Annotated in this window: 27 protein-coding genes and 1 riboswitch; of the genes, 18 read left to right on the top strand and 9 right to left on the bottom strand. The window is 56.9% G+C overall.

All coding sequences use genetic code 11. The features are described from left to right. Positions 1–120: 120 nt before the first annotated feature. The 18 genes from miaB to trpB all read left to right on the top strand — a co-directional run bounded on the left by miaB (position 121) and on the right by trpB (position 18,112). Positions 121–1,443 (top strand): tRNA (N6-isopentenyl adenosine(37)-C2)-methylthiotransferase MiaB, encoded by a 1,323-nt coding sequence (gene miaB / locus K3727_19690; GenBank protein UWQ90938.1) that lies wholly within the window; start codon positions 121–123, stop codon positions 1,441–1,443. Positions 1,444–1,744: 301 nt separating this feature from the next. Then, on the top strand, positions 1,745–2,275 hold the full coding sequence (locus tag K3727_19685) for an OmpA family protein (protein ID UWQ93467.1): 531 nt from the start codon (positions 1,745–1,747) through the stop codon (positions 2,273–2,275). A gap of 12 nt (positions 2,276–2,287) precedes the next feature. Then, positions 2,288–2,581 carry a hypothetical protein gene (locus K3727_19680; GenBank protein UWQ90937.1) on the top strand — a complete coding sequence of 98 codons (294 nt, stop codon included), beginning with the start codon at positions 2,288–2,290 and terminating at the stop codon, positions 2,579–2,581. Between the two features lie 142 nt (positions 2,582–2,723). After that, complete coding sequence (locus tag K3727_19675; GenBank protein ID UWQ90936.1) at positions 2,724–3,731, top strand: PhoH family protein; 1,008 nt, start codon at positions 2,724–2,726, stop codon at positions 3,729–3,731. 102 nt (positions 3,732–3,833) lie between these two features. Beyond that, entirely contained in the window at positions 3,834–4,361 is a 528-nt protein-coding gene (ybeY, locus tag K3727_19670; GenBank protein UWQ90935.1) for an rRNA maturation RNase YbeY, read from the top strand. A 21-nt stretch (positions 4,362–4,382) separates the two neighbouring features. Beyond that, positions 4,383–5,270, top strand: a complete 888-nt coding sequence (locus K3727_19665) for a hemolysin family protein (GenBank protein ID UWQ90934.1) — start codon at positions 4,383–4,385, stop codon at positions 5,268–5,270. Continuing rightward, positions 5,267–6,802 (top strand): apolipoprotein N-acyltransferase, encoded by a 1,536-nt coding sequence (lnt, locus tag K3727_19660; GenBank protein ID UWQ90933.1) that lies wholly within the window; start codon positions 5,267–5,269, stop codon positions 6,800–6,802. The genes K3727_19665 and lnt overlap by 4 nt, the downstream gene beginning before the upstream one ends. A gap of 33 nt (positions 6,803–6,835) precedes the next feature. Further along, positions 6,836–6,885, top strand: a riboswitch (SAM riboswitch). A gap of 4 nt (positions 6,886–6,889) precedes the next feature. Next, complete coding sequence (gene metK, locus K3727_19655; protein UWQ90932.1) at positions 6,890–8,071, top strand: methionine adenosyltransferase; 1,182 nt, start codon at positions 6,890–6,892, stop codon at positions 8,069–8,071. Between the two features lie 126 nt (positions 8,072–8,197). After that, on the top strand, positions 8,198–8,845 hold the full coding sequence (locus K3727_19650) for an ATP-dependent Clp protease proteolytic subunit (GenBank protein ID UWQ90931.1): 648 nt from the start codon (positions 8,198–8,200) through the stop codon (positions 8,843–8,845). A 63-nt stretch (positions 8,846–8,908) separates the two neighbouring features. Beyond that, the gene (locus tag K3727_19645) at positions 8,909–9,640 is read left to right on the top strand and encodes a tRNA (guanine(46)-N(7))-methyltransferase TrmB (protein UWQ90930.1); all 732 of its coding nucleotides are present in this window, start codon (positions 8,909–8,911) and stop codon (positions 9,638–9,640) included. A gap of 115 nt (positions 9,641–9,755) precedes the next feature. Then, entirely contained in the window at positions 9,756–11,105 is a 1,350-nt protein-coding gene (aroA, locus tag K3727_19640) for a 3-phosphoshikimate 1-carboxyvinyltransferase (GenBank protein UWQ90929.1), read from the top strand. Next, positions 11,102–11,716, top strand: a complete 615-nt coding sequence (locus K3727_19635) for a cytidylate kinase (GenBank protein ID UWQ90928.1) — start codon at positions 11,102–11,104, stop codon at positions 11,714–11,716. The genes aroA and K3727_19635 overlap by 4 nt, the downstream gene beginning before the upstream one ends. Positions 11,717–11,832: 116 nt before the next feature. Further along, positions 11,833–12,366: a hypothetical protein gene (locus K3727_19630; GenBank protein UWQ90927.1), complete on the top strand. Its 534-nt coding sequence runs from the start codon at positions 11,833–11,835 to the stop codon at positions 12,364–12,366. Between the two features lie 794 nt (positions 12,367–13,160). Further along, positions 13,161–14,837, top strand: coding sequence for a 30S ribosomal protein S1 (gene rpsA / locus K3727_19625; GenBank protein ID UWQ90926.1), 1,677 nt, complete (start codon positions 13,161–13,163; stop codon positions 14,835–14,837). A gap of 312 nt (positions 14,838–15,149) precedes the next feature. Continuing rightward, the gene (gene ihfB, locus K3727_19620) at positions 15,150–15,431 is read left to right on the top strand and encodes an integration host factor subunit beta (protein UWQ90925.1); all 282 of its coding nucleotides are present in this window, start codon (positions 15,150–15,152) and stop codon (positions 15,429–15,431) included. Positions 15,432–15,440: 9 nt separating this feature from the next. Next, complete coding sequence (locus K3727_19615) at positions 15,441–15,791, top strand: lipopolysaccharide assembly protein LapA domain-containing protein (protein ID UWQ90924.1); 351 nt, start codon at positions 15,441–15,443, stop codon at positions 15,789–15,791. Positions 15,792–15,796: 5 nt separating this feature from the next. Then, on the top strand, positions 15,797–16,444 hold the full coding sequence (locus K3727_19610; protein ID UWQ90923.1) for a phosphoribosylanthranilate isomerase: 648 nt from the start codon (positions 15,797–15,799) through the stop codon (positions 16,442–16,444). A gap of 414 nt (positions 16,445–16,858) precedes the next feature. Then, positions 16,859–18,112, top strand: a complete 1,254-nt coding sequence (gene trpB / locus K3727_19605; GenBank protein UWQ90922.1) for a tryptophan synthase subunit beta — start codon at positions 16,859–16,861, stop codon at positions 18,110–18,112. 103 nt (positions 18,113–18,215) lie between these two features. Here trpB and K3727_19600 read toward each other — a convergent pair whose 3' ends face one another. From K3727_19600 to K3727_19560, 9 genes are all read right to left on the bottom strand, one after another. Continuing rightward, positions 18,216–18,590 (bottom strand): DUF2237 domain-containing protein, encoded by a 375-nt coding sequence (locus tag K3727_19600; GenBank protein ID UWQ90921.1) that lies wholly within the window; start codon positions 18,588–18,590, stop codon positions 18,216–18,218. A gap of 9 nt (positions 18,591–18,599) precedes the next feature. Beyond that, complete coding sequence (locus K3727_19595; GenBank protein ID UWQ90920.1) at positions 18,600–19,763, bottom strand: beta-lactamase family protein; 1,164 nt, start codon at positions 19,761–19,763, stop codon at positions 18,600–18,602. A gap of 103 nt (positions 19,764–19,866) precedes the next feature. Next, positions 19,867–20,604, bottom strand: a complete 738-nt coding sequence (pth, locus tag K3727_19590) for an aminoacyl-tRNA hydrolase (protein ID UWQ90919.1) — start codon at positions 20,602–20,604, stop codon at positions 19,867–19,869. Between the two features lie 138 nt (positions 20,605–20,742). Then, the gene (locus K3727_19585; GenBank protein ID UWQ90918.1) at positions 20,743–21,381 is read right to left on the bottom strand and encodes a 50S ribosomal protein L25/general stress protein Ctc; all 639 of its coding nucleotides are present in this window, start codon (positions 21,379–21,381) and stop codon (positions 20,743–20,745) included. 249 nt (positions 21,382–21,630) lie between these two features. Beyond that, positions 21,631–22,794, bottom strand: a complete 1,164-nt coding sequence (locus K3727_19580) for an alpha-hydroxy-acid oxidizing protein (protein ID UWQ90917.1) — start codon at positions 22,792–22,794, stop codon at positions 21,631–21,633. A gap of 534 nt (positions 22,795–23,328) precedes the next feature. After that, a complete protein-coding gene (locus K3727_19575; GenBank protein ID UWQ90916.1) occupies positions 23,329–23,832 on the bottom strand; it encodes a DUF3299 domain-containing protein in 504 nt (167 codons plus the stop codon). Next, positions 23,826–24,278 (bottom strand): DUF3299 domain-containing protein, encoded by a 453-nt coding sequence (locus K3727_19570; protein UWQ90915.1) that lies wholly within the window; start codon positions 24,276–24,278, stop codon positions 23,826–23,828. Before K3727_19570 ends, K3727_19575 begins: the two co-directional genes overlap by 7 nt. 25 nt (positions 24,279–24,303) lie before the next feature. Next, positions 24,304–25,554 (bottom strand): ABC transporter permease, encoded by a 1,251-nt coding sequence (locus K3727_19565; protein UWQ90914.1) that lies wholly within the window; start codon positions 25,552–25,554, stop codon positions 24,304–24,306. Continuing rightward, entirely contained in the window at positions 25,551–26,246 is a 696-nt protein-coding gene (locus tag K3727_19560; GenBank protein ID UWQ90913.1) for an ABC transporter ATP-binding protein, read from the bottom strand. The genes K3727_19565 and K3727_19560 overlap by 4 nt, the downstream gene beginning before the upstream one ends. Positions 26,247–26,248 lie beyond the last annotated feature (2 nt).

Genomic DNA, 26,248 nt, shown 5'->3' with positions numbered 1-26,248 from the left:
CTGCCCGTGCTTGATGTTGGCATTTTTGACCAAAATCGGTTAATCGCACGTGCATTGCAAGCGGCAGTATTTCCCCTTATGTGGGGCTGCTGATCCACTCCTTTGTCGAAGGTCGTCCCAATGTCCGCGCCCAAGAAGCTTTTTATCAAGACCTATGGCTGTCAGATGAACGTCTATGACAGTGAACGCATGGCCGAAGCGCTGGGCGGTCAGGGCTATGTCGAGACGAAATCGGCCGATGATGCGGACATGATCCTTCTGAACACCTGTCACATCCGGGAAAAGGCCGCCGAAAAGGTTTATTCCGAATTGGGGCGGTTCAAGGGGCTGAAGGCAGCAAAGCCTGATCTGAAGATCGGGGTGGCCGGATGCGTTGCGCAGGCTGAAGGCGAAGAGATCATGCGGCGCCAGCCGTTGGTTGATCTGGTCGTGGGGCCGCAAAGCTATCACCGCCTGCCAGAAATGGAGGCCAAAACCCGTGAGGGTAAAAAGGCGCTGGATACGGAGTTTCCCGAAGAGGACAAATTCGAGAAACTGAAAAGCCGTCCCAAGGCGAAACGTGGTCCAACCGCATTCCTGACGGTGCAGGAAGGATGTGACAAGTTCTGCGCCTTCTGCGTGGTGCCGTACACCCGTGGGGCCGAAGTCAGCCGCCCGGCGGACCGGATCTTGCGCGAGGCACGGGATCTTGTCGAACGCGGTGTGCGTGAGATCACGCTGCTGGGGCAGAATGTGAATGCCTATCATGGTGCCGGGCCAAACGGTGATATGACGCTGGCGCAGTTGATCTGGGAGTTGGACAAGGTTGATGGATTGGAACGCATCCGGTTCACCACCAGCCACCCCAATGACATGCAGGACGATCTGATCGAAGCGCATGCCACCTGTACCAAGTTGATGCCCTATCTGCACCTGCCTGTTCAGGCCGGATCTGACAAGATTCTCAAGCGGATGAACCGCAGCCACACGGCAGAAAGCTATCTGCGCCTGATCGAACGGATCCGCGCCGCGCGGCCCGACATCTTGATTTCAGGCGATTTTATTGTGGGTTTCCCCGAAGAAACCGAAGAAGATTTTCAGGCAACATTGGATCTGATTGAAGAGGTCAGATATGGAACGGCCTATTCATTCAAATATTCGACCCGCCCGGGAACTCCGGCAGCCGAACGGGCCCAGGTACCTGCAGCCGAGGCGGACGATCGCTTGCAGCGGTTGCAGGCATTGTTGACCCGTCATCAGCGTGAAATTCAGGACAGCATGGTCGGGCGCGAAGTCGGGGTGCTCTTTGAAAAGCCGGGCCGCTTTGAGGGGCAGATGGTTGGCAAATCCGACTATTTGCACGCGGTGCATGTTCAGGCACCGGACGCGTCGGTGGGTGATTTGGTTCAGGTCCGGATCGCATCGTCAGGGCCCAACTCGCTTGCCGGTGAATTGATCGGCTGACCCAGGTCAGGATTCGCAGCTTGGGCCTGGTGCGAATCCTCGTTTGACCCCCAGGAAAACGGGATTGAAGCCAGCGCGTTAACAATTCCGGTCTTTGACGGTGAGTGTGTTGCTTGGCGACACAATATATGGTGGAATTTGCTTCACAATTCACACGTATTTTCCTAAGCTTAGTAAAAATGGTTAGTAAGAGTACCTGAAGTTTTGGGGCTCTGGCGTCAATTCTGGGGAAAGGTGAAGGATATCTGTGGTGATTAAATTCAATTTGAAAAGCCTGCTGCCCGCCCTGGCTGTAGTAGCAATGGCTGCCAGTGCCGTGTTCAGTCCTGCACAGGCGCAAACAACAACAACAACAACAACCAAGACCGTGATTGGCGAACGGTATGTTCCGACCATCTGGGTGGACCCGGACGGGTGTGAGCATTGGGTGATGGATGATGGTGCCGAAGGGTATATGACCCCGCACGTCAACCGTCAGGGCATCCCGGTCTGTCGCCGTGGCAATGTCTGCGGTGTGATGCCGTCAGATCAGTTCTTTGCCACCGATCGGCACACCATCAATTCCGCTGGTCAACAGCGCCTGCGGGAGTTCTTCCAAAGCGCATCCGCTTCCGGGTTTATCATTACTGGACATACGGATAGTCGTGCGTCCGATGCCTATAACATGCGTCTCAGTGAACGGCGTGCGGATTCTGTGGCTCGTGTCGGTCGCAGCGTCGGTGCCCGGATCCTGGATGTTCGGGGCTATGGCGAACGCAATCCACGCGCGCCAAACAATTCAGCAGCCAACATGGCCCAGAATCGCCGCGTTGAAATTATCTGTGTCCGTTAAGGGAGAACGATCATGAAACTCGTTAAATACATCGCTCTCCTGGCCGTTGCAGGTGGAATGTCGGCCTGTACGATCGAAGACAAAACCCGTGACCGTGGCATTGATGCCAAGGATCTGTCCCAGCTCAAGGCGGGGATCTGGGTTGATCCACAGGGGTGTGACCACTGGATCATCGATGATGGGCTTGAAGGGTATCTGTCGGCGCGCTTGGGCCCAGATGGCAAACCGATTTGTTCTGGGGCTGCGCCATCCGGCGTCGCAACCGGCCCGTTCAAATCGGGCTCTACCATCCCTGACATTCTTTGACGTCAGATCAGTTTGAAATTCAGGCGGCCACCCAGTTCGGGTGGCCGTTTTTGTCTCAAAATCATGAAATCTTTCACGCTTTGCTTGCGCCGGACCGTCAGCTTCTGCACACTGAACCCAGAACGCCAACACAGGAGATCTGATGGCTCTGGGTGCCCTGACCGAACCGCTTGATCAATCCACCTCGCACGAGGTGCTGCTTGAATTTCCAGACAACCGATTGTTGATCGACCTTTGCGGTGAATATGATCGCAACCTTGCAGATATCGAACAGAAACTGGGCGTGCAGATCGTGCGCCGCGGTAATCAGTTGTCGATCATGGGCGTCGAAGAGGCGCGGACACAGGCCGCAGAAGTCCTGCAAGCGTTGTATGATAGACTTGAAACCGGACGGGCGGTTGAACACGCCGACATTGATCGGGAGTTGCGCATGGGTGCACAGGCGGATCCGGCACCGGGCGACCAGCTTGAAATGTTTCGTGGCGGCGCTGTGGAAATCAAGACGCGCAAGAAATTGGTCGAACCGCGCACAGACGCACAAAAAGCCTATGTGCAATCCCTGTTTGAACATGAGCTGGCTTTTGGCATTGGTCCCGCCGGCACGGGCAAAACCTATTTGGCGGTCGCCGTCGGTGTGTCGATGTTCATCACCGGCCATGTGGATCGCATCATTTTGTCCCGACCTGCGGTCGAAGCGGGTGAGAAACTGGGCTATCTCCCTGGCGATATGAAGGACAAGGTCGATCCTTACATGCAGCCGCTCTATGATGCGTTGAACGATTTCCTTCCAGGCAAGCAGCTGGCCAAGTTGATCGAAGAAAAACGGATCGAGATCGCGCCGCTGGCCTTTATGCGGGGCCGGACATTAGCCAATGCCTTTGTAGTGCTGGACGAGGCACAGAACGCCACGTCGATGCAGATGAAGATGTTTCTGACCCGATTGGGCGAAGGATCGCGGATGGTGATCACTGGCGACCGCACCCAGATCGACCTGCCTCGAGGGGTTCCGTCGGGGCTGGCTGATGCAGAGCGGTTGCTCACGTCGATCCCCAAGGTCAGCTTCAACTACTTCACGTCGCGCGATGTGGTGCGACACCCTCTTGTGGCTGCGATCATCGAAGCTTATGAGGCCGACACCAAACCGGGTTGAACGCCTGTTCTTCCGGTCAACTGTTTAGGGGCCATCGCCTGTTGCTTTTCTGGGACGCGCCAGGTCGGCAGCGGTGGTGATACCTGGTCTGACAAGGGTCTTTTGATGCTGGAATTTTCGATCGAAGACGACCGTTGGCAAGACATTGATTTTGAACCATTGGCAACCCGCGCGGTGGGTGCGGTTCTCGAGAAATTTGAGATCGACCCAGAGTGTTGTGAAATCTCTGTTCTCGCCTGCGATGATGCACGGATCGCCGAACTGAATGCAGAGTTTCGCGCAAAGCCCAGCCCGACGAATGTGCTGAGCTGGCCCGCCGACGATCTTTCGGCCAAGGACCCCGGTGGTCTCCCGACGCGGCCCAAGCCGGATTTTACGGGCGACATTGCGTTGGGCGACATTGCGATTTCCTGGGATACATGCGCCCGAGAAGCGTTGGAAGCGGGCAGGCCGGTGGCCGATCATGTGACCCATTTGGTCATTCATGGTCTGTTGCATTTGCTGGGGTATGATCACATCCGTGACCCGGATGCCACTTTGATGGAAGGAATTGAGGTCGCTATACTTGGCATTATGGGTATTGATGACCCATATAAAGAGAGAGACGGGCCAACGCGGTCCGAATTTTGAGACGCTATCTGGATAGGATAAATGGGCGACATAGACGGCAGTTCTAATGCAGCGCAACGCGCGCATCAGGACAACAGCGGTGACACGACCGCAGAACGCAGTGGGTTTTTCGGGCGAATTTTCGAGGCGCTGACCCCGACCGATGAACCGGAAGAAGCCGTTGTGAACGGTCATGACCGACCCGCATCCCAACCGCATGGGATGATCAACCTGCGACGCATGCGGATCGAGGATGTTGCCATTCCGACTGCCGAGATCGTCGCGGTGCCAAATACGATCGCCAAGGACGACCTGGTTCAGGTTTTCCGCGACAGCGGCTTTACCCGAATTCCTGTGTACGAGGGCACATTGGATACTCCTTTGGGATTCGTGCACCTCAAGGATCTGGCCCTGTCGCATGGATTCAACTGTGACGCCGAGGAATTCGATTTGGCAGGCATGTTGCGGCAATTGCTGTTCGTGCCACCGTCAATGCCGATCGGGGTTTTGCTCACGAAAATGCAGACGGAACGGCGTCACATGGCCTTGGTCATCGACGAATATGGTGGCGTCGATGGTGTTGTGACGATCGAAGATCTGATCGAACAGGTTGTCGGGGAAATCGCCGATGAACACGATACTGACGAAGATCAGACTTGGGTTATGGAAAAGCCTGGGTGTTACACTGCGCTCGCCAAAACGCCGTTGCCGGAGTTCGAAGCCGAGATTGGCCTCTCTTTGACCAACCATGATGATGTGGACGAAGAAGAGATCGAAACGCTGGGGGGGCTGGTGTTCATGTTGTCAGGCCGGGTTCCCGCACGGGGAGAGGTCATCCCGCATCCGGAAGGTCCAGAATTCGAGGTGATTGACGCCGACCCACGCCGGATCAAACGCCTGCGGGTGCTGTTGCCGGACGCCGCCGGATGATCAACCCGGCGCATTGGCGCTGGCGTGGACGTCTGGTCCTGGCATTTGGGCTGGGTGTCTTGCTGGCTCAGGCACTGGCACCTTTGCATGTTGTTTTGACTGTGCCGATGGCGTTGGGCGGTGTATTCGTTCTGTTTACCCGGGCGGAAACCATGCGACGAGCGGCCTGGATCGGCTGGATATTCGGGGTCGGATATTTTGGTGCGGGGCTGTCCTGGATCGTCGAACCGTTTCAGGTGGACCCCGACCGGCATGCCTGGATGGCTCCTTTTGCACTGGTTTTTCTGGCTGGGGGTCTGTCGCTGTTCTGGGCGGTTGCCTTTGGTTTGGCTGCACGAACCGGTGGACAAGGATGGGGTGCGGTGCTGGCCTTGACGGTTTGGATGTCTCTGGCCGAGTTCGCCCGGGCCTATGTGCTGACCGGGTTGCCCTGGGCGGCATTCGGCCAGTTCTGGATCGACACTCCGGCCGCACAAGTTTTGCAATGGATTGGCCCTCAGGGGTTGGCTGTGCTGACTGTCTTTGCCGGATTGTCCGTCGGTCTGGCAGCGCGGCCCGGGGTGCGGTTGTTGGGGCGCGCCGTGGCGCTGCTCCCGGCGATGCTGGGTGTGGCATTGGCCCTGGCCTTGCCGGAACCTTCTGCATTTGCCACCGGTGAAAAAGTCGTGCGCTTGGTGCAGCCCAACGCCCCGCAGGACCAAAAATGGGACCCTGCGTATCGGGATCTCTTTTTCTCGCGCCAGATGGGGTTTACCGCTGCCGAGGGAGAGTTGGGGCAGCCTGATCTGATTGTCTGGCCGGAGACGGCGGTTCCGGTGATGATGGAACATTCAGGATCTGTGTTTGACAGGATTGCGCTTCAGGCGGGTGGGGCACAGGTTATTCTGGGACAACAACGCTCTGACGGTGAAAAATACTTTAACAGCCTTGCTGTGATTGACCCACAGGGAAATCTGATTGCGCGCTATGACAAACGTCATCTTGTGCCTTTTGGAGAGTACGTCCCATTTGGTGATCTGCTCGCGCGTGTTGGCATCTTTGGCTTTGCAACGCAGATGGGCAGCGGATTTTCCCCTGGAACGGACGAGCCGATCGTGACCCTGACCGGGTTTGGGGTCGTGCGCCCATTGATTTGCTACGAGGCCGTGTTTCCCGAAGAAATTCAATCGGGTTCCCAGCGTCCCGACTTGTTGGTGCAGATCACCAATGACGCGTGGTTTGGGACTTATTCGGGCCCCTATCAGCATCTCGTACAGGCCCGAATGCGGGCGATCGAACAGGGCGTGCCGATGATCCGCGCGGCCAACACAGGGGTCTCCGCTGTGATTGATCCAGCTGGGCGCATTGTTGCGTCTCTGGCGTTGGGGCAGGCGGGATTTGTGGATGCCCGAGTGCCCAAGCCCGTTCAGGCGACTTTGTATTCCAGATCGGGGGATTGGCCGGTGTTGGGTGTGTTGCTCTTCTGTCTCGGTGGCTTGCAATTGCTGCATTCCCGATCTGCACACAGTCGTCGGGACACTATTGGGGATTGACCGAAAGAGGTTGGCCCCCTAATTCCCCTAGATCACCTGTCACAACGGCTTCCTGGCGTGATGGGGTTAACCCAAATGGAGCGTTTCATGGCCCGTAAGAACTATACATTCACCTCGGAATCGGTTTCCGAGGGGCATCCCGACAAAGTGTGTGACCGAATTTCCGACGCAGTACTGGACGCATTTCTTGCGGAAGAGCCCGAAGCCCGTGTCGCGTGCGAAACCTTTGCCACCACCAACCGTGTTGTGATCGGCGGCGAAGTAGGTCTGTCCGATCAGGACAAGCTGCACGAATACATGGACAAGATCGAAGGTATTACCCGCGCCTGCATCAAGGACATCGGGTACGAGCAGGACAAGTTCCACCACGAGACTGTGGAAGTGACCAACCTGTTGCACGAACAATCCGCCCATATCGCTCAGGGCGTCGATGCCTCGGGCGACAAGGATGAGGGCGCAGGCGACCAAGGTATCATGTTCGGGTATGCCACAACCGAAACTCCGGCATTGATGCCTGCACCGATCCAGTACAGCCACGCGATCCTGCGTCGTCTGGCCGAAGTGCGCAAAAATGGAACCGAGCCCGCATTGGGGCCGGATGCAAAATCGCAGTTGTCGGTGATCTACGAAGATGGCAAGCCGGTTGGTGTCAGTTCGGTGGTTTTGTCGACACAGCATCTGGATGCGTCGCTGACCAGCAGCGACATTCGCGCGATCGTTGAACCCTATATCCACGAAGTTCTGCCGGAAGGCTGGTTGACTGACGGCACTGCATGGCACGTGAACCCGACTGGTAAATTCGTGATTGGCGGGCCTGATGGCGACGCTGGCCTGACCGGCCGCAAGATCATCGTCGATACCTATGGTGGTGCCGCCCCGCATGGCGGCGGTGCGTTTTCAGGCAAAGACCCGACCAAGGTGGACCGTTCGGCGGCTTATGCTGCGCGTTACCTGGCCAAGAACGTGGTTGCCGCGGGTATGGCGGAACGCTGCACTATCCAGCTGAGCTATGCGATTGGTGTGTCCAAACCGTTGTCGATCTATGCTGACACGCATGGCACCGGTGATGTCGCACCGGCCGATATCGAAAAAGCCATTGATCAGGTCATGGATCTGACCCCGCGCGGGATTCGTGAAAAGCTGGGCATGAACCGCCCGATCTATGCGCGCACCGCAGCCTACGGCCATTTTGGACGTGAGCCCGAAGCCGACGGTGGTTTCAGCTGGGAGCGGACTGATCTGGTGGATGCGCTAAAAAAATCCATCTGATCCATTTCGAATTGTACAGGAAAAGACGGGCTTGGGCCCGTCTTTTTTGCTTCTGGGTGTGGAAGGTTGGACAGTCGCGCCGGCGCAGGGTTAGATGTAATCGCCACAGCTGACTTGGAAACCCTGATGCATCTGTTTTTGACATTTTTTGCTTTGCTCGTTGGGACATTGGCCGGGTCGCTGGATACCCAGGCTAGGGATTTCAATAACGGCAAGTTCATGGTGGCTGGACATACGCTGATCTACAATTCGGATCTGGCCGTTGTGGGCGACAATGATGAAGTCGCCAATGAAGACATTGATACTCTCCTGACCTTGCTGCGGGCCAACCCTGACATATCGGTGCTCGAACTCAACAGTGAAGGAGGCAGTGTCTACGCTGCGATGGAAATGGCACGGATCGTCATTGATTTCGGGTTGGACACCATTGTTTCCGGAGAATGTTTCAGTTCCTGTGTCACGATTTTTTTGGGCGGAGCGAAACGGCAGATGATGCTCGGCTCCAAGATCGGCTTTCATCAGACGGCCTGGCCGCCTGCGGCAATCGCGGAATATTATGGCGAATGGCGCGAGAGTGAGGGGTGGGAAACTCCGTTTGATTTTGCCGCGTGGGTCTATGCAGATACGCAGACCGAAGTGTTCGAGGATCTGACCTATATGATCGAACGCGGCGTTGATCCCGAATTTGCGATCCGGACCAAAGGTATTCGGAATTCGGATTTCTGGTACCCCAGCCGGTTGGAACTGACCAATGCCGGAGTGCTGCGGGATTGACCCCGGAGAGCGGTTGCGGCACACGGACGCGCAGCACGTGATCGACCCGAAAGGCCTGAAAACATGACAGATGACACCGACAGCACCGGCAAGCACACGTCTGGCGCACCTTGGCGGAATTTTTATGGCCGGTTCAAGGGCAAGACACTGAAGCAAAGCCAGCAACGCTATCTGGAAGAAGATCTGAGCGATCTGAGTCCTGGTGCTGTGGGCTGGGACGAAAACCCGGATCGTACAAACCTGGATCTCGATGGTTTGTTTGGTGGGCGTGATGTTTGGCTCGAAATCGGTTTTGGCGGCGGCGAACATCTGGTTCATCAGGCGGCAGAAAACCCGGATGTCGGGATTATCGGGGCCGAACCCTATATCAACGGCGTGGCAATGCTGTTGGGCAAGATCCGTCAAGCGGGGGGTGACAATATCGCCATTCATCCAGGGGATGCGCGCGACCTGATGGACGTGCTGCCCGAGGAGTCGATTTCGCGGGCCTTTTTGTTGTACCCGGACCCCTGGCCGAAAAAGCGCCATCACCGCCGTCGGTTTGTAACCCAGGAACATCTGGAGCCTTTGGCCCGTTGCCTAAAGCCCGGTGCCATTTTCCGCGTAGCGACCGATATTCCCGACTATGTCCGCCAGACGCTGGAGGAAGTGCCCAAGGCCGGGTTTGAATGGTTGGCCGAGCGGCCAACAGATTGGCGTGACGCATGGCCGGACTGGATTTCGACGCGCTATGAACAAAAGGCCTTGCGAGAGGGGCGCACGCCTCACTATTTGACCTTCCGCCGGTTGGGATAGTCGCTGGATTTTGGCGGTAAGCGCTGGACCCCAGCCAGCCAATTCGCTAATCCGATAGCGCAAACGTCCAATTGGTGCCACCCGAATGACACCGCCCGAATGACAAAGGATGCCCATGTCCGGTTCTGCCACCCCCACCCCGATGACTTCGCACAGTTGCGGCCCTTTGAGCGGTATTGCCGATGTGCCCGGAGACAAATCAATCTCGCATCGGTCGCTCATCTTGGGGGCCATGGCGGTTGGTGAGACCCGGATATCAGGGTTGTTGGAGGGAGAAGACGTTCTGGATACGGCCAAGGCCATGCAGGCATTTGGCGCCAAAGTCACCAATCATGGGGACGGCCACTGGTCGGTACATGGCGTCGGTGTCGGTGGGTTTGCAGAACCAGACAATGTCATTGATTGCGGCAATTCCGGAACGGGGGTCCGGCTGATCATGGGCGCGATGGCAACCTGTCCGATTTCGGTGACCTTTACCGGTGATGCGAGCCTGAACAAACGCCCTATGGCGCGGGTCACGGATCCGTTGGCTCTGTTCGGTGCCCAATCTGTCGGGCGGTCCGGTGGTCGATTGCCGATGACCATCGTCGGCGCAGCGGACCCCGTGCCAGTACGCTATGAGGTTCCGGTTCCTTCGGCTCAGGTGAAATCAGCGGTATTATTGGCTGGCCTCAACGCACCGGGCAAGACCGTGGTTGTCGAACAGGAAGCCACCCGCGATCATTCCGAGCGTATGCTGGCTGGCTTTGGGGCGGAAATTACGGTCGAGGACACTGACGAGGGTCGAGTTATCACCCTGACCGGGCGCCCTGAATTAAAGCCTCAGGTCATCGAAGTGCCACGTGATCCGTCCAGCGCAGCGTTTCCTGTATGTGCAGCCCTGATCGTGCCGGGTTCAGATGTTCTGGTACCTGGAATCGGACTGAACCCGACACGCGCCGGTCTGTTCACCACACTGCGGGATATGGGGGCTGACCTGACCTATGAAAACGAACGCATAGAAGGGGGTGAACCAGTGGCGGATCTTCGGGCCCGCTATTCGCCCAATATGAAGGGTTTTGTGGTGCCACCTGAGCGGGCTGCATCCATGATCGACGAATATCCGGTTTTGTCCGTCGTTGCCGCCCATGCAAGCGGGCAGACCATGATGGACGGGGTCAAGGAGCTGCGGGTCAAGGAATCCGATCGCATTGACGCGATGGCCGTGGGTCTGCGGGCCTGTGGCGTGACTGTTGATGAGGGGGAAGACTGGTGGGCCGTCACGGGATTGGGTCCAGAAGGTGTTCCCGGTGGCGCGATCTGCGAAAGCCATCTGGATCACCGTATTGCCATGTCCTTCATGGTTCTGGGGATGGCCGCGCAAAACCCCGTGACCGTAGATGATGGCAGTCCGATTGCGACTTCCTTCCCGATTTTCACGCCGTTGATGACTGCTCTGGGTGCCAATCTGGACACTCAAACATGAGGTTCACGATTGCCATCGACGGTCCGGCTGCTGCTGGAAAGGGAACCCTGTCCAGGGCGATTGCCGACAGGCTTGGGTTTGCTTATCTGGACACAGGTTTGCTGTACCGTGCTGTGGGGGCCAAAACCCTGCAAGGTGTTGCGGCAATCGAGGCGGCGCAGGCTTTGGTGGCCGACGACCTGGTCGGTGATACTTTGCGTTCCCCAGATGTTGCCCAGGCGGCGAGCAAGGTAGCGGTTTTGCCCGAAGTGCGGGCCGCCTTGGTCGATTTTCAGCGCGCATTTGCGCGACGCGCGGGGGGGGCTGTTCTGGACGGGCGTGATATCGGGACGGTGATTTGCCCGAATGCCGAGGTCAAATTGTTCGTGACGGCCAGCGCAGACGTGCGCGCCCGCCGACGCTTTCTGGAGTTGAGCGACAAGGGGCTGGTCACGTCGTTCGAAGATGTTCTGGCGGATGTGCGTGCCCGAGACGATCGTGATATGAACCGCGCCGAAGCTCCATTGAAGCCTGCCAAAGATGCTGTGATTCTGGATACCAGCACGTTGGACATTCCAGGTGCACTGCGTGTGGCGCTGGATGCCATTGAACAGCAGATGCCGACCTCTTGATCGCTCCAACCGGTCTTCTCCCGACCGCCAAATGGGTCACTTGATGTTCACCGATCTGTGCATCGCGCGGATGCCACAGGTCAATTAGGCTGGTCGGGGTGAAGAGGAGATCACATATGCCCCGTGTATTGTTGAGCCTGTTGAGTGTCATTTTGGCGGCCTTGGTCGGCGCGGCCTCGGCGCAGGAAGCGCCAGAGCCACCGATGAGCTATGAGCGATTGGGCAAGATTATTTTTGCGCTTGATCCCGAAGCGCAACCGCAGGGAACTGGGTTTCGCTTGACCATTGCGGATGTCGGTGTGCTGGTTGTCACCGATACACGGGCAGATCGGATGCGGGCCATGGTTCCCATACGCGATGCAGCCGGTATCAGCGCACAGGAATTGATGCGAATGATGCAAGCCAATTTTGATAGCGCGCTGGATGCACGATATGCGGTGGCAAATGGAACCTTGTGGGCTGTCTTCATCCACCCGTTGTCGCCGTTGGAGAAGAATGAACTCATCTTGGGGCTGGGGCAGGCCGTGAATGTGGCCAAGACATATGGGACCTTGTATTCAGGCGGCGGTGTCCAATTTGGCGGCGGTGACAGCAATGATCTGCAGCGGCAGCTTATCGAAGACTTGTTGGAACGGGGCGAGGAAATTTGATCTGCGCCCCGCTTGCACATGTTGCGGTGCAATTTTCTTGAAAAGAAAATTGCCAAAAGTTTTTCCTAAAACTTTTGGCACACTGGGGTGATGTTTTTCGCAAAGGCGGGCTTTTGCACAACTGGTCTGGTTCGGAGGATGTTGGTGTATCGGTGAACACGCACGCAGTTCGACTGGTGTCCACGCCTCCCAATTTGGCGACCCGGTGTTCTTGGTCGGAGCAGGTATGGGCCTTGACCGCATCGGGATTACAAATCGCACGTAGTCGTGTCTCCCTTTCTGATGGAATAGCGACGATGGCCAGATCCGTTCTGGGATCTCCGGCCCGGTCATCTTGTTCCTGCGGATCGTTGGCAAGGCCAAGCAACTGAAGGGCCTGGCCGACGTCGTGAGCAGACTTTCACGCCCCCAGACCGGCATGAAGCCCACTGTCTTTGATCCGCCATCGTGAAATTTACTGCCTCCGGTTCTGTCATGGTCTGACTCGTTCCCGTTTTCGAACCACAACAGTCCGGTTCCTTATCCTCGCCAACCATGGTCTGGCCGCGACGCCCGGCGTGTGGCTTTTCCCTTGCGAATGTGGGGTGGAATCGCTATAGAGCCCCGGTCGACAAGGCGATTTGAGCCATAAAATAAAGAGACGAGCAGGGTCGGACCACCGGCCCTCTTTGTTTTGCGGCACGATATCAGGTCGTCTGACCAACCTGTTCCGCTGTCTATGTGGGACGTCAAACAAGACCGGCGGAGACAACCGCACGGCCAGTTAAATGACTAAAAAAGGAAATGAACGCCAGATGGCTGATACAACTATGGAGGAATTCGAAGCCCTCCTGCAAGAAAGCTTCGAAATGGACACACCCGAAGAGGGGTCTGTTGTCAAAGGCAAGGTTCTCGCGATTGAAGCGGGCCAGGCCATCATCGACGTCGGCTATAAAATGGAAGGCCGCGTTGATCTGAAAGAATTCGCTAATCCCGGTGAAGCACCTGAAATCGCTGTTGGCGATGAGGTCGAAGTGTACCTGCGCGCGGCTGAAAACGCCCGCGGCGAAGCCGTCATCTCGCGCGAGATGGCCCGCCGTGAAGAAGCCTGGGACCGCCTGGAAAAAGCATATGCCGACGACCAGCGCGTCGAAGGCGCGATCTTTGGCCGTGTCAAAGGTGGCTTCACCGTTGATCTGGGTGGCGCAGTTGCGTTCCTGCCCGGCTCACAGGTTGATGTGCGCCCCGTGCGCGACGCTGGCCCTCTGATGGGCCTGAAGCAGCCGTTCCAGATCCTGAAAATGGACCGTCGCCGTGGCAACATCGTTGTATCGCGTCGTGCCATCCTGGAAGAAAGCCGCGCCGAACAGCGCGCCGAAGTCATTGGCAACCTGTCCGAAGGTCAGGCCGTCGATGGTGTGGTCAAGAACATCACTGAATACGGTGCGTTTGTTGACCTGGGCGGCGTTGATGGTCTGTTGCACGTCACCGACATGGCATGGCGCCGTGTGAACCACCCATCCGAGATCCTGGCGATCGGCGAAACCGTCAAGGTTCAGGTCATCAAGATCAACAAAGAGACCCACCGTATCTCCTTGGGCATGAAGCAGCTGCAGGAAGATCCATGGGATCTGGTTGGCGCCAAGTACCCGCTGGAATCGGTGCACAAAGGTCGCGTGACCAACATCACCGATTACGGTGCATTTGTTGAGCTCGAGCCCGGCGTTGAAGGTCTGGTTCACGTGTCCGAAATGTCCTGGACCAAAAAGAACGTTCACCCCGGCAAGATCGTTTCGACCAGCCAGGAAGTCGACGTTATGGTTCTGGAAATCGACGGTTCCAAGCGTCGCGTTTCCCTGGGTCTGAAGCAGACCATGCGCAACCCATGGGAAGTGTTTGCAGAAACACACCCCGAGGGCACTCAGGTCGAAGGCGAAGTCAAGAACATCACCGAATTCGGTCTGTTTGTTGGACTCGACGGCGACATCGACGGCATGGTTCACCTGTCCGACCTGTCGTGGGACGAACGTGGCGAAGACGCGATCCAGAACTACCGCAAAGGCGACATGGTCTCGGCCGTTGTCTCCGAAGTGGATGTGGACAAAGAGCGCATCTCGCTGTCGATCAAAGCCGTTGGTGGTGACAAGTTCGCCGAAGCCGTTGGTGGCGTGAAGCGTGGGTCGATCGTGACCGTGAACGTGACCGCAATCGAAGACGGTGGCATCGAAGTCGAGTATGAAGGCATGAAATCCTTCATCCGTCGTTCGGACCTGTCGCGCGATCGTGCCGAACAGCGCCCTGAGCGGTTCAGCGTTGGCGACAAGGTCGACGTGCGCGTCACCAATGTCGACGGCAAGACCCGTCGTCTGGGCCTGTCGATCAAAGCACGCGAGATCGCCGAAGAGAAAGAAGCCGTGGAACAGTACGGTTCGTCGGACTCCGGTGCGTCGCTGGGCGACATCCTGGGTGCAGCGCTGAAAACCGGCGACTGATCCAGTCTTCTGACTCACAAGAATTCAAAGGCGGCCTCGCATATTTGCGGGGCCGTTTTTGGTTGTGCGGGGCGATGTGGATCGGGTGCCGGGAGTGAAGTGAACCGAATCAATAGGTTATTGCGCCAATCCAATTCGAGTGAGTGGGGGCGGGAAATGACGCGCAGTTGGTGACCTGGACGGCAGAAACATGCCGGAGAGGGGAAATTTGCGGGTTCTAGCGCATACTCGCTGTTTCGGGATCGTCAAATTCTTCCTATAGTTCAGAAAATGGGCGCAATGCCGCCAGGTCTCTGGGGAGGGAACACGAAAATGATTCGATCCGAATTGATCCAAAAGATCGCAGACGAGAATCCGCATCTGTTTCAACGCGATGTCGAACGTATCGTGAATACGGTCTTCGAAGAAGTGACTGATGCAATGGCCCGGGGTGATCGGGTCGAATTGCGTGGGTTCGGCGCATTTTCGGTCAAACAACGGGACGCGCGCATTGGTCGCAATCCAAGAACCGGCGAAACGGTTCATGTAGAGGAAAAGCACGTGCCGTTCTTTAAGACCGGCAAGCTGCTGCGGGACCGACTAAACGGAAAGTAGAACGAAAAAATGCGCTATATTCGCTATGCCTTTCTCGCCACGCTGGGAATTATTCTGATCTCGGTGTCGCTGGCCAATCGTGCCATGGTCGAGCTGAAGCTGATGCCTGATGCTGTCGCGGAATTGCTGGGTTTCAATCTCGGGATCACGCTGCCGTTGTTCGTGGTTGTTTTGGGCGGGATTGTTGTCGGGTTGATTGTTGGATTCATCTGGGAATGGTTCCGTGAACACAAACATCGCCGCGAAGCCGGGTCTCAGGCCCGTGAAGTGCGCAAGCTGTCTCGCGAAGTGAGTAAGCTCAAAAAGCAGAAGAACCAGGGCAAGGATGAAGTGCTTGCCATTCTGGACGAGGCAAGCTGAACACCATGTCCCAGGATGTCAGGGTCAAGATTTGCGGGCTGCGCACACAGGCCGACGTGACAGCTGCGGCACAAGCTGGCGCAGCCTATGTGGGTTTTGTGTTCTTTCCCAAATCTCCCCGACACTTGACGGTGACTGTGGCGGCAGAATTGGCTGCGGCAGTGCCCGCGGGGATCTGCAAGGTTGCCTTGACGGTGAATGCCACTGACGACGATCTGGATGCGATTGTTGCGGCTGTGCCGCTGGATATGCTGCAATTGCACGGCTCCGAGAGCCCGGATCGTGTGGCCGAGGTCAAGGCACGTTTTGGCTTGCCGGTGATGAAGGCGATTGGTGTTGCTACGGCCGAAGATCTAGACAAAATTGACCTCTATTCTCAGGTGGCTGATCAGGTGTTGATCGATGCCAAACCGCCAAAAGGCTCTGATTTGCCAGGTGGTAACGGGCTCGCGTTTGACTGGCGGTTGCTGGCCGGGCGGAAATACTGGCAGAAACCCTGGATGCTGGCCGGCGGCCTGACCCCCGGAAATGTGGTCGAAGCGGTGCGGATGACTGGCGCGCGGCAAGTGGACGTTTCCTCCGGGGTGGAATCCGCTCCGGGTGTCAAAGACCCCGAAATGATTGCGGCTTTGGTGCGTGCGGCTCAAGCGTGACGAGACTTTAACCACGCGTTGATGATGCTTGGGCATCTCACGTGTGTTTGACTATTTGACCCCGGAAACGTGGCTCCGCCAGGTCTTCAGGCCGACCAAAGCGATGCACGGTGGAATTGTGCAACGTCAGGTGGGGGCGTGGAACGTTTGTTTGGCCGACAGGTTTTCGTGCGTGCGGCGGATAGGCCTGGATTTCAAGCTGTGGAACACAGAAGGCATTTTGTGATTTTCTGCAATAAGTGTCCCATGCGTCGTGTGCGGTAGGGCCTGCGGGTACAGGGGTATTGAAAGCGATCGTGAACGTCGCTAGCGAGCGGCTTTGACGCGGTTTACCAGGCATTTTGAAATGCCTTGGCTTGCCCTTGGCGGCTTTGCGCTCTAGGACATAAGCAAAGCCAACAGAGGGCGTGACATATGGCCGACGATCTTTTCAACAGCTTCATGAATGGTCCCGACGAACGGGGTCGCTTTGGCATTTTTGGGGGACGTTTCGTTAGCGAGACCCTGATGCCGCTGATCCTGAGCCTCGAAGAGGAGTACGACCGGGCCAAGGATGATCCGACCTTTTGGGCGGAAATGGATGATCTTTGGAAGCATTACGTCGGCCGTCCGAGCCCGCTGTATTTTGCGGAACGACTGACCGACCATCTGGGTGGTGCCAAGGTCTATATGAAGCGTGACGAGTTGAACCACACCGGCGCGCACAAGGTCAACAACGTGTTGGGCCAGATCATTCTGGCGCGTCGCATGGGCAAGACCCGTATCATCGCGGAAACCGGAGCAGGCCAGCATGGGGTGGCCACCGCCACGGTTTGTGCCAAATTCGGTTTGAAATGTATTGTCTATATGGGTGCTCATGACGTTCGGCGGCAGGCCCCCAACGTTTTCCGAATGCGTCTGCTGGGGGCCGACGTCATCCCGGTGACCTCTGGCCGCGGAACGCTCAAGGATGCTATGAACGACGCCCTGCGCGATTGGGTGACCAATGTGCGCGACACCTTCTACTGCATTGGTACTGTTGCTGGTCCGCACCCTTATCCTGCGATGGTTCGTGATTTTCAGTCGATCATCGGCAAGGAAGTCCGCTGGCAGCTGGCGGAACAGGAAGGCGAGGGACGTCTACCGGATACAGTGATTGCGGCCATCGGCGGGGGGTCGAACGCCATGGGGCTGTTCCATCCGTTCCTCGATGACAAATCTGTCGGGATCATCGGTGTCGAAGCCGGCGGCAAAGGCGTGGACGAAAAGATGGAGCATTGTGCTTCGTTGACTGGCGGTCGACCGGGCGTGCTGCACGGCAATCGCACCTATCTGCTGCAGGATGAAGACGGTCAGATTCAGGAAGGCTTCTCGATCTCGGCTGGGCTCGACTATCCTGGTATCGGGCCGGAACATGCCTGGTTGCACGAAATTGGCCGCGCCGAATACGTGTCGATCACCGACAAAGAAGCGCTGGAAGCCTTTCAGGTCAGCTGTGCTCTGGAAGGGATCATTCCCGCGCTCGAACCGTCTCATGCCTTGGCGCATGTGATGAAGATCGCACCGAACCTGCCAAAGGATCACATCATCGTCATGAATATGTGTGGGCGGGGCGACAAGGACATCTTTACCGTTGCACGGCATTTGGGTTTTGACATGTCCGACACCGAAGGCCGCGATACGGATTGATTTTGCACTGACGGGTCAACCGCGACGAGTACAAGGGCGGCGCCTCCGGGGGGATGCGTCGCCCTCTTTTTGCCTGGAACGGTCGGGGCAGTGTCGCGGCGTGTCAAACGTCAGTGCCGTGTCGCTTCAAAACGTCTAACGGCACAATTTCAAGCGCCCGTTGGTGTGTTCCCGCCAAATGGACCCCAGGGCCGCACCCCTCATCGGCCGCTTGCAGAAAACGAGCGGCACACAGGCACCAACGGTCTCCTGGCTTTAGTCCGGCAAAGTGAAATTCCGGCCGTGGGGTGCTGAGGTCGTTGCCGACATATTTCGAGAATGCCAGGAATTCGGCCGTCATCACCGCACAGACGGTGTGGCTGCCCTGATCCTGTTCGCATGTGTTGCAGTGGCCGTCGCGAAAGAACCCGGTGATCGGATCAGTCGAGCAGGAGTGCAGCGGGCCTCCCAAAACGTTGATAGACGCATCTGGTTTCATGGGGGCAGCCTACAGGCTTTGAGCGATCTTGCGAAACATTTCCACGTTCTTGTCGCTTATTCCTGTGTCCCGAAACCGCCTGTCGGCACCGGTGGTCACGATCAGCACGTCATTGGCCCGGTCCACATACAAATACTGCCCATACACACCGTGGCCCATGAATTCGCCTTGGTGGGCGCCCTTGGGGATCCACCATTGATAGCCGTAGCCAAGCTTGCCTGGTTCTGTGGGGGCGGTAGCCGTTGTTGATGCTCTGATCCAGTCGGCGGGAACAATCTGTTGCCCGTTAAATTGACCATCTTGCAGGATCATCTGCCCAAAACGGGCATAGTCCCGTGTGGTGAAGTTCAAGCCGCCCAGAACAAAGGCGACGCTTGCACCATCGGTGACGTAATAGCCATCTTGTTCCAATCCGAGCGGGGCAATGATCTTTTCTGCCAACAGATCGGAAATGCTGCGCCCAGTGGCACCGCGGATCACCATGCTCAGCACATGGGTGTCGATCGACACATACTCCCAGACTTTGCCTGGATCGGCAAAGCGGTCGGTAAAGCTGGCTGTGAAATCATCCAGGGTTCCGCCCAAAGCCACGACATATCCCATGCGATTGATATCCGACAGCTTGTCAAAGTAGTCTTCGTCGAATGTCACGCCGCTTGTCATGTTCAGCACATCGCGGATACTGGCACCGTCATAGGCCGACCCGACCAGTTTGGGCGCGTATTTGGTGACGGGATCCGTTATGGACGCCACGGTACCGTCGTCCAGCAGGACCCCGAACAACGCCGAAAGATAGCTTTTGGCAATGGACCAGGAAATGCGCCTGTCATCAGGGTTGGTGCCGAGGTAATAGGCCTCAAATCGCACCTCGCCGCCGTGCATCACCAGCATCGAGGTGACGCTTCTGTCTATTACCCACTGATCGACACCATCGGGCAATTCCATCTCGGCCCCCTGGAGTAGGGGAGAGACCGGCGCATTGCCGCGGGACACTGGCGTACTGAGGAACGCGGAATCCATGTTGGAGAAGTTGTGAACAATCTTCTCCGGTGAAAACAGCGAGTTGACCGCGAGCAGGCGATTGACTTCTTCGCGTTTCCAGAACCCGACCAAGGCCGCGGCCAAAACCAACAAGACCAGGATACGCCCCAGCCATTTTCCGAATCTGCGCATGTGCGTTCCTCCCCGCAGGTCAAGGAAAGCGGTCTGGGCCTGACTTGGCAATCGGGACCTTGCGGCAACCGCCCTGATGCCACCGCCTTGGGGTCACCGGGAGCTATCGAAATTTATCAACCAGTCGCTGCAGGGGGGATTTGGTGGATGTCGCATCTTCTTTGGCTTCGGGCCGCGGTTGTTGCTGTTGTGGCTGCTGCTGCGGGGCCGTTTGGTTCGGCTGGGGCGTTGCAGGTTTTGGGCCGGTAGACTTTTGCCCACCTGAGGAGCGCGGCGGTGCCGTGCGCAGCGAGACGGCATTCATAAACTTGCCGCCGTCGCCTTTTGCCAACGCTCCGGCCCCATCAGAAATGCCACGCATCAGATCATCCAGCCAATCAGCATCCGCTTTGGCGAAATCGTTGAGCACGTAGCGCGCCACCTGGTCCTTGTGGCCGGGATGCCCGATTCCCAGCCGCACCCGGCCATAGTCCGCGCCGATGTGGGCGTGGATCGACCGCAATCCGTTGTGGCCGGCGTGGCCGCCGCCTTGTTTGACGCGGGCCTTGCCCGGTGCCAGATCCAATTCATCATGAAGGACGAAAACATCATCCGGTGTCAGTTTGTAAAACCGCATGGCTTCGCCGACCGACTGCCCGGACCTGTTCATGAAAGTCTGTGGCTTGAGCAGAAGCGTTTTCACACCTTGCAACGTTCCTTCGGTGATGAGGGCGTTGAATTTGGATTTCCAGGGACCGAACCCATGATCTGTTGCAATCTGGTCCAGCGCCATGAATCCGATGTTGTGGCGGTTCCCGCTGTATTTGGACCCTGGATTGCCCAGGCCGACAAACAATTTCATGGCAGAGTTCTCCGACAAACCTATGGGACGTCTAATGCCTGTAAACAGCTCGGAATTCCAGTGACAAGGCAGATTAACGAAAAACGGGACCCGACTGGGTCCCGTTCACAATCATCATGCCACAGGGGCAATGAGATCTTATTCTTCTGCAGCCACTTCGACTTCTGCTTCGCCTTCTTCGCTCTCTTCATCGTCAGCCGACCGCAGGCCCGACGGAGCCTGAAGGTTGCCGATGACAAAGTCACGGTCGATGGTCGGCTTGCTGCCCTGGGGCAACGTGATGGACGAGATCGTTACGGTGTCGCCGATTTCCAGACCTGTCAGATCGACGGTCAGTTTCTCGGGGATGTCGCCGGCGGTCACGACCAGCTCGACTTCGGGGCGAACAATAGTCAGAACACCGCCCTTTTTGATGCCGGGCGCTTCTTCCTCGTTGATGAATTCAACCGGGATGAACAGGTTGATTTTCGAGGTGCGGCGCAGGCGCATCAGGTCCAGGTGGGTGGGCAGGTCTTTGACAACGTCACGCTGAACGTCGCGGCAGATCACACGCACATCGTCGTGGCCTTCAACCTTCAGGTTGAACAGGGTCGACTTGAAACGGCCTGCTTTCAGCTTCTTCAGCAGTTCGTTGAACGGGATGTTGATTGCCAGCGGGTCAACGTCGCCACCAAAAACGATACCCGGAACCATGCCGTCGCGGCGTGCCTGACGAGCGGCGCCCTTGCCTGTCCCCGTCCGTTCCAGAGCTACGAGATCAGGAATCTCTCCAGCCATGATAATTCTCCAAATGTTAGGGCAGGGATCCTCCAAGGCTGTATCCCCGCGTGAAGCCGCGCATATAGACGGTTTTGCCGGGGTTGGGAAGGGGCAATCGCTGCAAATTCGGCGGCCTGTTCGTGTTCAGGTGACGCCGGGTTCGGGCCCCAGTTGAGGACTGGTTGTGCACCTCACCATTCCAGGGTGTTCCGCGCATGCTTTCCCGGGGCATGAAATCCACCCGGGAAAGCAAGTTTACCAATCTCCTCAGGCCCAACGACCGGCGAAATCTTCGGGGACCAGCATGTTGTCACGGCCAAGATCGGACACCTTGCGCACGCCGCACAGGCCCATCGAGGTGTCGAGTTCCTTGTGGATGACCTCCAGCGCCTTGGTGACGCCCTGTTCCCCCATCGCGCCCAGTCCGTAAACATAGGCACGTCCGATATAGGTGCCTTTGGCACCCAGCGACAGGGCCTTGAGCACGTCCTGGCCAGAGCGGATGCCGCTGTCCAGGTGGACCTCGATCTTGTCTCCCACCGCATCCATGATGGAGGGCAGGGCACGGATGGCGCTGAGTGCGCCGTCCAGTTGGCGCCCCCCATGGTTGGAGACGATAATCGCATCCGCACCGACATTCAGCGCAGCCTTGGCGTCTTCGGCGTCCAGGATGCCCTTGATGATCAGCGGTCCGTCCCACATTTTGCGAAACTCGCGGATTCGATCCCAATCCAGGGCCTGATCAAAGGCTTCGGCGGTCCATGTGCTGAGCGACGAAGGGTCTTTGACGCCCTTGGCGTGGCCGACGATATTGCCAAAGAAGCGTCGTTTGGTTCCCAGCATTCCAAGGCCCCATTGGACCTTGGTCATCATGTTGGTGACAGATTTGACAGTGAGTTTGGGGGGAGCCGACAGGCCGTTTTTGAGATCCTTGTGGCGTTGACCCAAAAGCTGAAGGTCCACGGTGATCACTGCGGCGGAACATTTGGCGTCCTTGGCCCGATCAAACAGCCGTTGCATGAAATCATCGTCCTTGAGGGTATATACCTGCATCCAGAACGGTTTTGACGTGTGTTCGGCGACATCTTCGATCGAGCAGATCGACATGGTGGACAGTGTGTAGGGAACCCCGAAATTCTCAGCAGCGCGGGCGGCTTTGATTTCGCCATCGGCGTGCTGCATACCAGTCAATCCAACAGGTGCCAATGCGACGGGCATAGAAACGTCCTGACCGATCATCTGGCTGGCCGTGCTGCGGCCGGTCATGTCTATTGCCACCCGTTGGCGCAGGCGCAGTAGGTCGAAGTCGGTGGTGTTCTCACGAAAGGTAAGCTCGCTCCAGCTGCCGCTTTCCGCGTAGTCATAGAACATCCGGGGGACCCGGCGCTGATAGATGCGTTTGAGATCATCAATATTCGTAATCACGGGCATAGAAGCGATTCCTCTCGAGGTGGTAAAGCTTTTTTACCAATATTGACTATAAGACGCAACGCACGAATGGTCGCGGCCGAATGGCGCGGGCCCCGACGACGGGCCGCGGACTCCCATTTTCCACTTTAGACACGCTCAATAGTAGGGAACCCACCCCGGTTCGTGGGGAGGGGTGGTGCCTCGTTTTCACACACGGCCACTAAGGAAGCTGTCCATGGCCAGCGGTCATTGTGACCACTGCGAGAGGATGGTTCTTTCACCCATCGCCGGTCCTTCTCCGCAGTCGCCAAGCAATCAGGCAGCAATGCTGAAAGCCGATCTTCAATCAGTGAGGTTTCAGAGGGGCCTGCTGTGGCACCGCATGACAGTTCTGAGCTCAAACTGACGAACGCTGTGCAGGGTATCAATGGCGGTTTGTGAGGTTTCGGCTTAAATTTGGGTCACCTTGGTAAAACGTATTCCTGGCAAACAGAATATGGATTTGAACGTTGGTATCAGCAGCGTGATGTTCCTGATGCTCAGCTGGCACTTACCTTAGAATGGTTCGATATCATCTGCCGACAGGATATACCCAACGTCGGCGAGCTGGGTCTGAATGGACGACACGCTAAACTTCCCAATCACGTTGACCGCCTCGAACAGGCCAGCGCTTTCATAGGGGGTTTCTGTCGTTACAAAGACCAATTGATTGGCGGGAGGTGGCGGTACATGCACGCAAGCTCCAACATAAGGCACAAGCAGAAACGCCGTGACACCGGTGCCGTCATAGTCGACCGGAACAATGTATCCGGGCAAGCGAACGACTTTCCCATTCCAGTCCGCCCGAACGCCACTGGACGTCGGCTGTTGACTTGAGAGGCTATTGTTGTCGTGTTCAATGAACCCACGTAACGAGTTGGGGATCGCTGTTTCGTTTTCGGGGAGCAGGTCTTCCCAAACGAGGTCGATGAAATCTTCGGCCCGCGCATTTCCGGGCACGAGCATAGTCGCAGCCATGCTGGCCAAAACCATACGTCTTTTAAAAAGTTTGCTCACCATACATAGATCTCCATTTCATCGGCCGTGATCGCGTATCCAGTCTGGCTAAGATTGGTGGATGGCAATTGTGTGCGCATCAGCCCAGTGACCCAAATGGGGTCCCATAGATTATCGGTTGGCCGAGGCGTGTGGATACATGCGCCGAAATAAGGCACGGGCATAAAGTCTGTCACGCCTTCCGGGCCAAGGTCAAAGGGAACAACGAGCCCGGGCATTTTTATGTACGCGCCGTCAAGTTCTTCGTTCAATTTGGCGGCATCTGCATCGTCGATCGAAGTCCGCTGGTCGTTGGTTTCGTCCATCTCGCCTTGGCCGATAATTTCGGAATACGCCACACCAGGTGAAATAAGATCGTTCCACATGATCTCTTGCGGTGTCGCCGCAAGCGTCGACTGTGGCGTAATCGCAGCGCCGGTCAAAAGCATCTGTGTCGACCTACGATTCATCCTTTGAAAACCCATAGGTTCAGCATCAGGTTTTTACCATCATACCATCGGCAACAGACATTCGGTAAGCCCGTAGTGCAGGTACAAGGCTCACGATTGCGCCAGCACAGACGACACCGAGCATGACCCAGACTTCGCGCATCGCGGGCGCATCAATCGGCAGCCAAAGACCAAAAGCACTGTCGACAATAGGCTGCGCCAAAATCAGGCCCACGTAGAGAAGCGCCAGCCCAAGCAAAGCACCGATGGTTGCAATTATCGTTGCTTCAAAAACCAGCATGCCGAGGATTGTTACAGGCCGCGCGCCCATGGCCCGATAGATCGCCATCTCGCGGCGGCGTTCATTGAGGCTCGAAAAAATTGTGGCCATCATGCCGATCAGCGCAGTGACAACCACCATAGCAGATACCGCCAAAAGGGCTGTTTCCGCAATTCCGACAATGCCCCAAAGCTCTTGCAGGGCGACACCGGGCAAGATCGCAAGCAACGGTTCTTTTGAATACTCGTTGATCGCCCGCTGTAGGGCAAAGCTCCGCAAAGGGCTTTTGACGCCAACAAGGGCGGCAGTCACAGCTTTTGGCGTCAGATTCATGGCACGGATCGCGTCGACAGGTGTAGATTGACCCGGAACTTGTGCGCCGCCTTGCCAATCAACGTGGATCGCCTCAATCGCTTCCATGCTCACGATCACAGTGCGATCCACAGGAGTACCCGTCTTTTTCAGAATACCTGACACGCGGAAAGGCTGATCCTTGTGTTCTGTGAAAGAGGCGAGCCCATGCGCAACAACGATCGGGTCATCTACGGTATAGCCCAGAGACGCGGCGACATCTGCGCCGATAACCGTGTCAAACAGATCGTCCAAAATGGCACCATCAGCGATTTCCAGGGATTTGCCTCTGCGATATTTGTAATGTTCAAAAAAAGCATGGGTCGTGCCCATGACCCGAAACTGGCGATGGCTGTCCCCCAATGAAATCGGAACAATCCAATCGACATCGGGTCGCGCTGCGATGTCTTGATAGCTCTCCCACGTCACATTGTTCGTCGCGTTGCCAATGCGGAATACCGAGTAAAGCAACAGCTGCACGGAACCAGAGCGCGCACCAACAATCAAATCAGTCCCGGAAATCGTGTCGGCAAAGCTGGCTTTGGCCCCTGTGCGCACCTTTTCAACACCAAGAAAAAGCGCCACGGACAGAGCGATTGCAAGAATGGTCATGCCAACTGTCAGAGCGCGGGCAAACAGCGACGCGATGGCGAGGCGAAAAATCATGCCGCCGCCCTTTCAATATGTGCAATATCTTCCATACGGACAACGCGGTCAAAGCGCTCCCCAAGGCGGGGATCATGACTGACCATCAAAAGCGAGGTTTGGTGCGCGTCTATCTGTTCAAACAGCAGGTCGAGAAATGCAGTTTGACTGTTGGCATCCAGCGCCGACGTCGGTTCATCCGCGATGATCAAGGGCGGTTGCCCGATCAGAGCCCGTGCAACCGCCACGCGCTGTTGCTGACCCACGCTCAGGGTGTTGGCCTTGGCGCGGATCACCCCTTGCGGCAGACCCAACGCCGCGCAAAGACGTACCGCCTCTTGCTTGGTATTCCCTGCGCGTTTGCGGCGTTCGGGAGCAAAGCGCAAAGGGAGAAGGATGTTGTCCATAACCGCGCCAAAAGGCAGCAAATTGAACTGCTGAAAAATCACGCCGATCTGTTCGACCCGAAACCTGTCACGCGCACCACCAGACAACGCCGTGACATCTTGGTTCGCGGCTGTGATAACACCCCTGTTCGGTAGAATTGTGCCACAGATCAACGACAAGAGTGTCGACTTTCCCGACCCGCTTTCCCCCAGCAACAACACCGACTCACCCTTTGAGACCGAAAAATCGGGCACGGTCAGGGAAAACCCTGCCCGCCCCGGCCATTGGAAACTGACATCCGAAAGTGAAAGAACCGCCTGTGTCACCT

The sequence above is a fragment of the Rhodobacteraceae bacterium M382 genome (genome assembly GCA_025141015.1).
In the GTDB taxonomy this organism is placed as follows: Bacteria; Pseudomonadota; Alphaproteobacteria; order Rhodobacterales; family Rhodobacteraceae; genus Aliisedimentitalea; species Aliisedimentitalea scapharcae.
The sequence above is the reverse complement of the archived record's forward strand: the minus strand, read 5'-3'. Positions and strand labels throughout refer to the sequence as shown.

Excerpts from the sequence above, each read along its gene's own strand:
- K3727_19650 (UWQ90931.1), top strand. The coding sequence starts at position 8,198 with ATGCATCTGTTTTTGACATTTTTTGCTTTGCTCGTTGGGACATTGGCC.
- trpB (UWQ90922.1), top strand. The coding sequence starts at position 16,859 with ATGGCCGACGATCTTTTCAACAGCTTCATGAATGGTCCCGACGAACGG.
- K3727_19630 (UWQ90927.1), top strand. The coding sequence starts at position 11,833 with ATGCCCCGTGTATTGTTGAGCCTGTTGAGTGTCATTTTGGCGGCCTTG.
- K3727_19600 (UWQ90921.1), bottom strand. The coding sequence starts at position 18,590 with ATGAAACCAGATGCGTCTATCAACGTTTTGGGAGGCCCGCTGCACTCC.
- K3727_19565 (UWQ90914.1), bottom strand. The coding sequence starts at position 25,554 with ATGATTTTTCGCCTCGCCATCGCGTCGCTGTTTGCCCGCGCTCTGACA.
- K3727_19635 (UWQ90928.1), top strand. The coding sequence starts at position 11,102 with ATGAGGTTCACGATTGCCATCGACGGTCCGGCTGCTGCTGGAAAGGGA.
- metK (UWQ90932.1), top strand. The coding sequence starts at position 6,890 with ATGGCCCGTAAGAACTATACATTCACCTCGGAATCGGTTTCCGAGGGG.
- K3727_19575 (UWQ90916.1), bottom strand. The coding sequence starts at position 23,832 with ATGGTGAGCAAACTTTTTAAAAGACGTATGGTTTTGGCCAGCATGGCT.
- K3727_19585 (UWQ90918.1), bottom strand. The coding sequence starts at position 21,381 with ATGGCTGGAGAGATTCCTGATCTCGTAGCTCTGGAACGGACGGGGACA.
- K3727_19665 (UWQ90934.1), top strand. The coding sequence starts at position 4,383 with ATGGGCGACATAGACGGCAGTTCTAATGCAGCGCAACGCGCGCATCAG.
- K3727_19645 (UWQ90930.1), top strand. The coding sequence starts at position 8,909 with ATGACAGATGACACCGACAGCACCGGCAAGCACACGTCTGGCGCACCT.
- ihfB (UWQ90925.1), top strand. The coding sequence starts at position 15,150 with ATGATTCGATCCGAATTGATCCAAAAGATCGCAGACGAGAATCCGCAT.
- lnt (UWQ90933.1), top strand. The coding sequence starts at position 5,267 with ATGATCAACCCGGCGCATTGGCGCTGGCGTGGACGTCTGGTCCTGGCA.
- miaB (UWQ90938.1), top strand. The coding sequence starts at position 121 with ATGTCCGCGCCCAAGAAGCTTTTTATCAAGACCTATGGCTGTCAGATG.
- aroA (UWQ90929.1), top strand. The coding sequence starts at position 9,756 with ATGTCCGGTTCTGCCACCCCCACCCCGATGACTTCGCACAGTTGCGGC.
- K3727_19580 (UWQ90917.1), bottom strand. The coding sequence starts at position 22,794 with ATGCCCGTGATTACGAATATTGATGATCTCAAACGCATCTATCAGCGC.
- K3727_19675 (UWQ90936.1), top strand. The coding sequence starts at position 2,724 with ATGGCTCTGGGTGCCCTGACCGAACCGCTTGATCAATCCACCTCGCAC.
- K3727_19615 (UWQ90924.1), top strand. The coding sequence starts at position 15,441 with ATGCGCTATATTCGCTATGCCTTTCTCGCCACGCTGGGAATTATTCTG.
- K3727_19595 (UWQ90920.1), bottom strand. The coding sequence starts at position 19,763 with ATGCGCAGATTCGGAAAATGGCTGGGGCGTATCCTGGTCTTGTTGGTT.
- rpsA (UWQ90926.1), top strand. The coding sequence starts at position 13,161 with ATGGCTGATACAACTATGGAGGAATTCGAAGCCCTCCTGCAAGAAAGC.
- K3727_19570 (UWQ90915.1), bottom strand. The coding sequence starts at position 24,278 with ATGAATCGTAGGTCGACACAGATGCTTTTGACCGGCGCTGCGATTACG.
- pth (UWQ90919.1), bottom strand. The coding sequence starts at position 20,604 with ATGAAATTGTTTGTCGGCCTGGGCAATCCAGGGTCCAAATACAGCGGG.
- K3727_19685 (UWQ93467.1), top strand. The coding sequence starts at position 1,745 with ATGGCTGCCAGTGCCGTGTTCAGTCCTGCACAGGCGCAAACAACAACA.
- K3727_19610 (UWQ90923.1), top strand. The coding sequence starts at position 15,797 with ATGTCCCAGGATGTCAGGGTCAAGATTTGCGGGCTGCGCACACAGGCC.
- K3727_19680 (UWQ90937.1), top strand. The coding sequence starts at position 2,288 with ATGAAACTCGTTAAATACATCGCTCTCCTGGCCGTTGCAGGTGGAATG.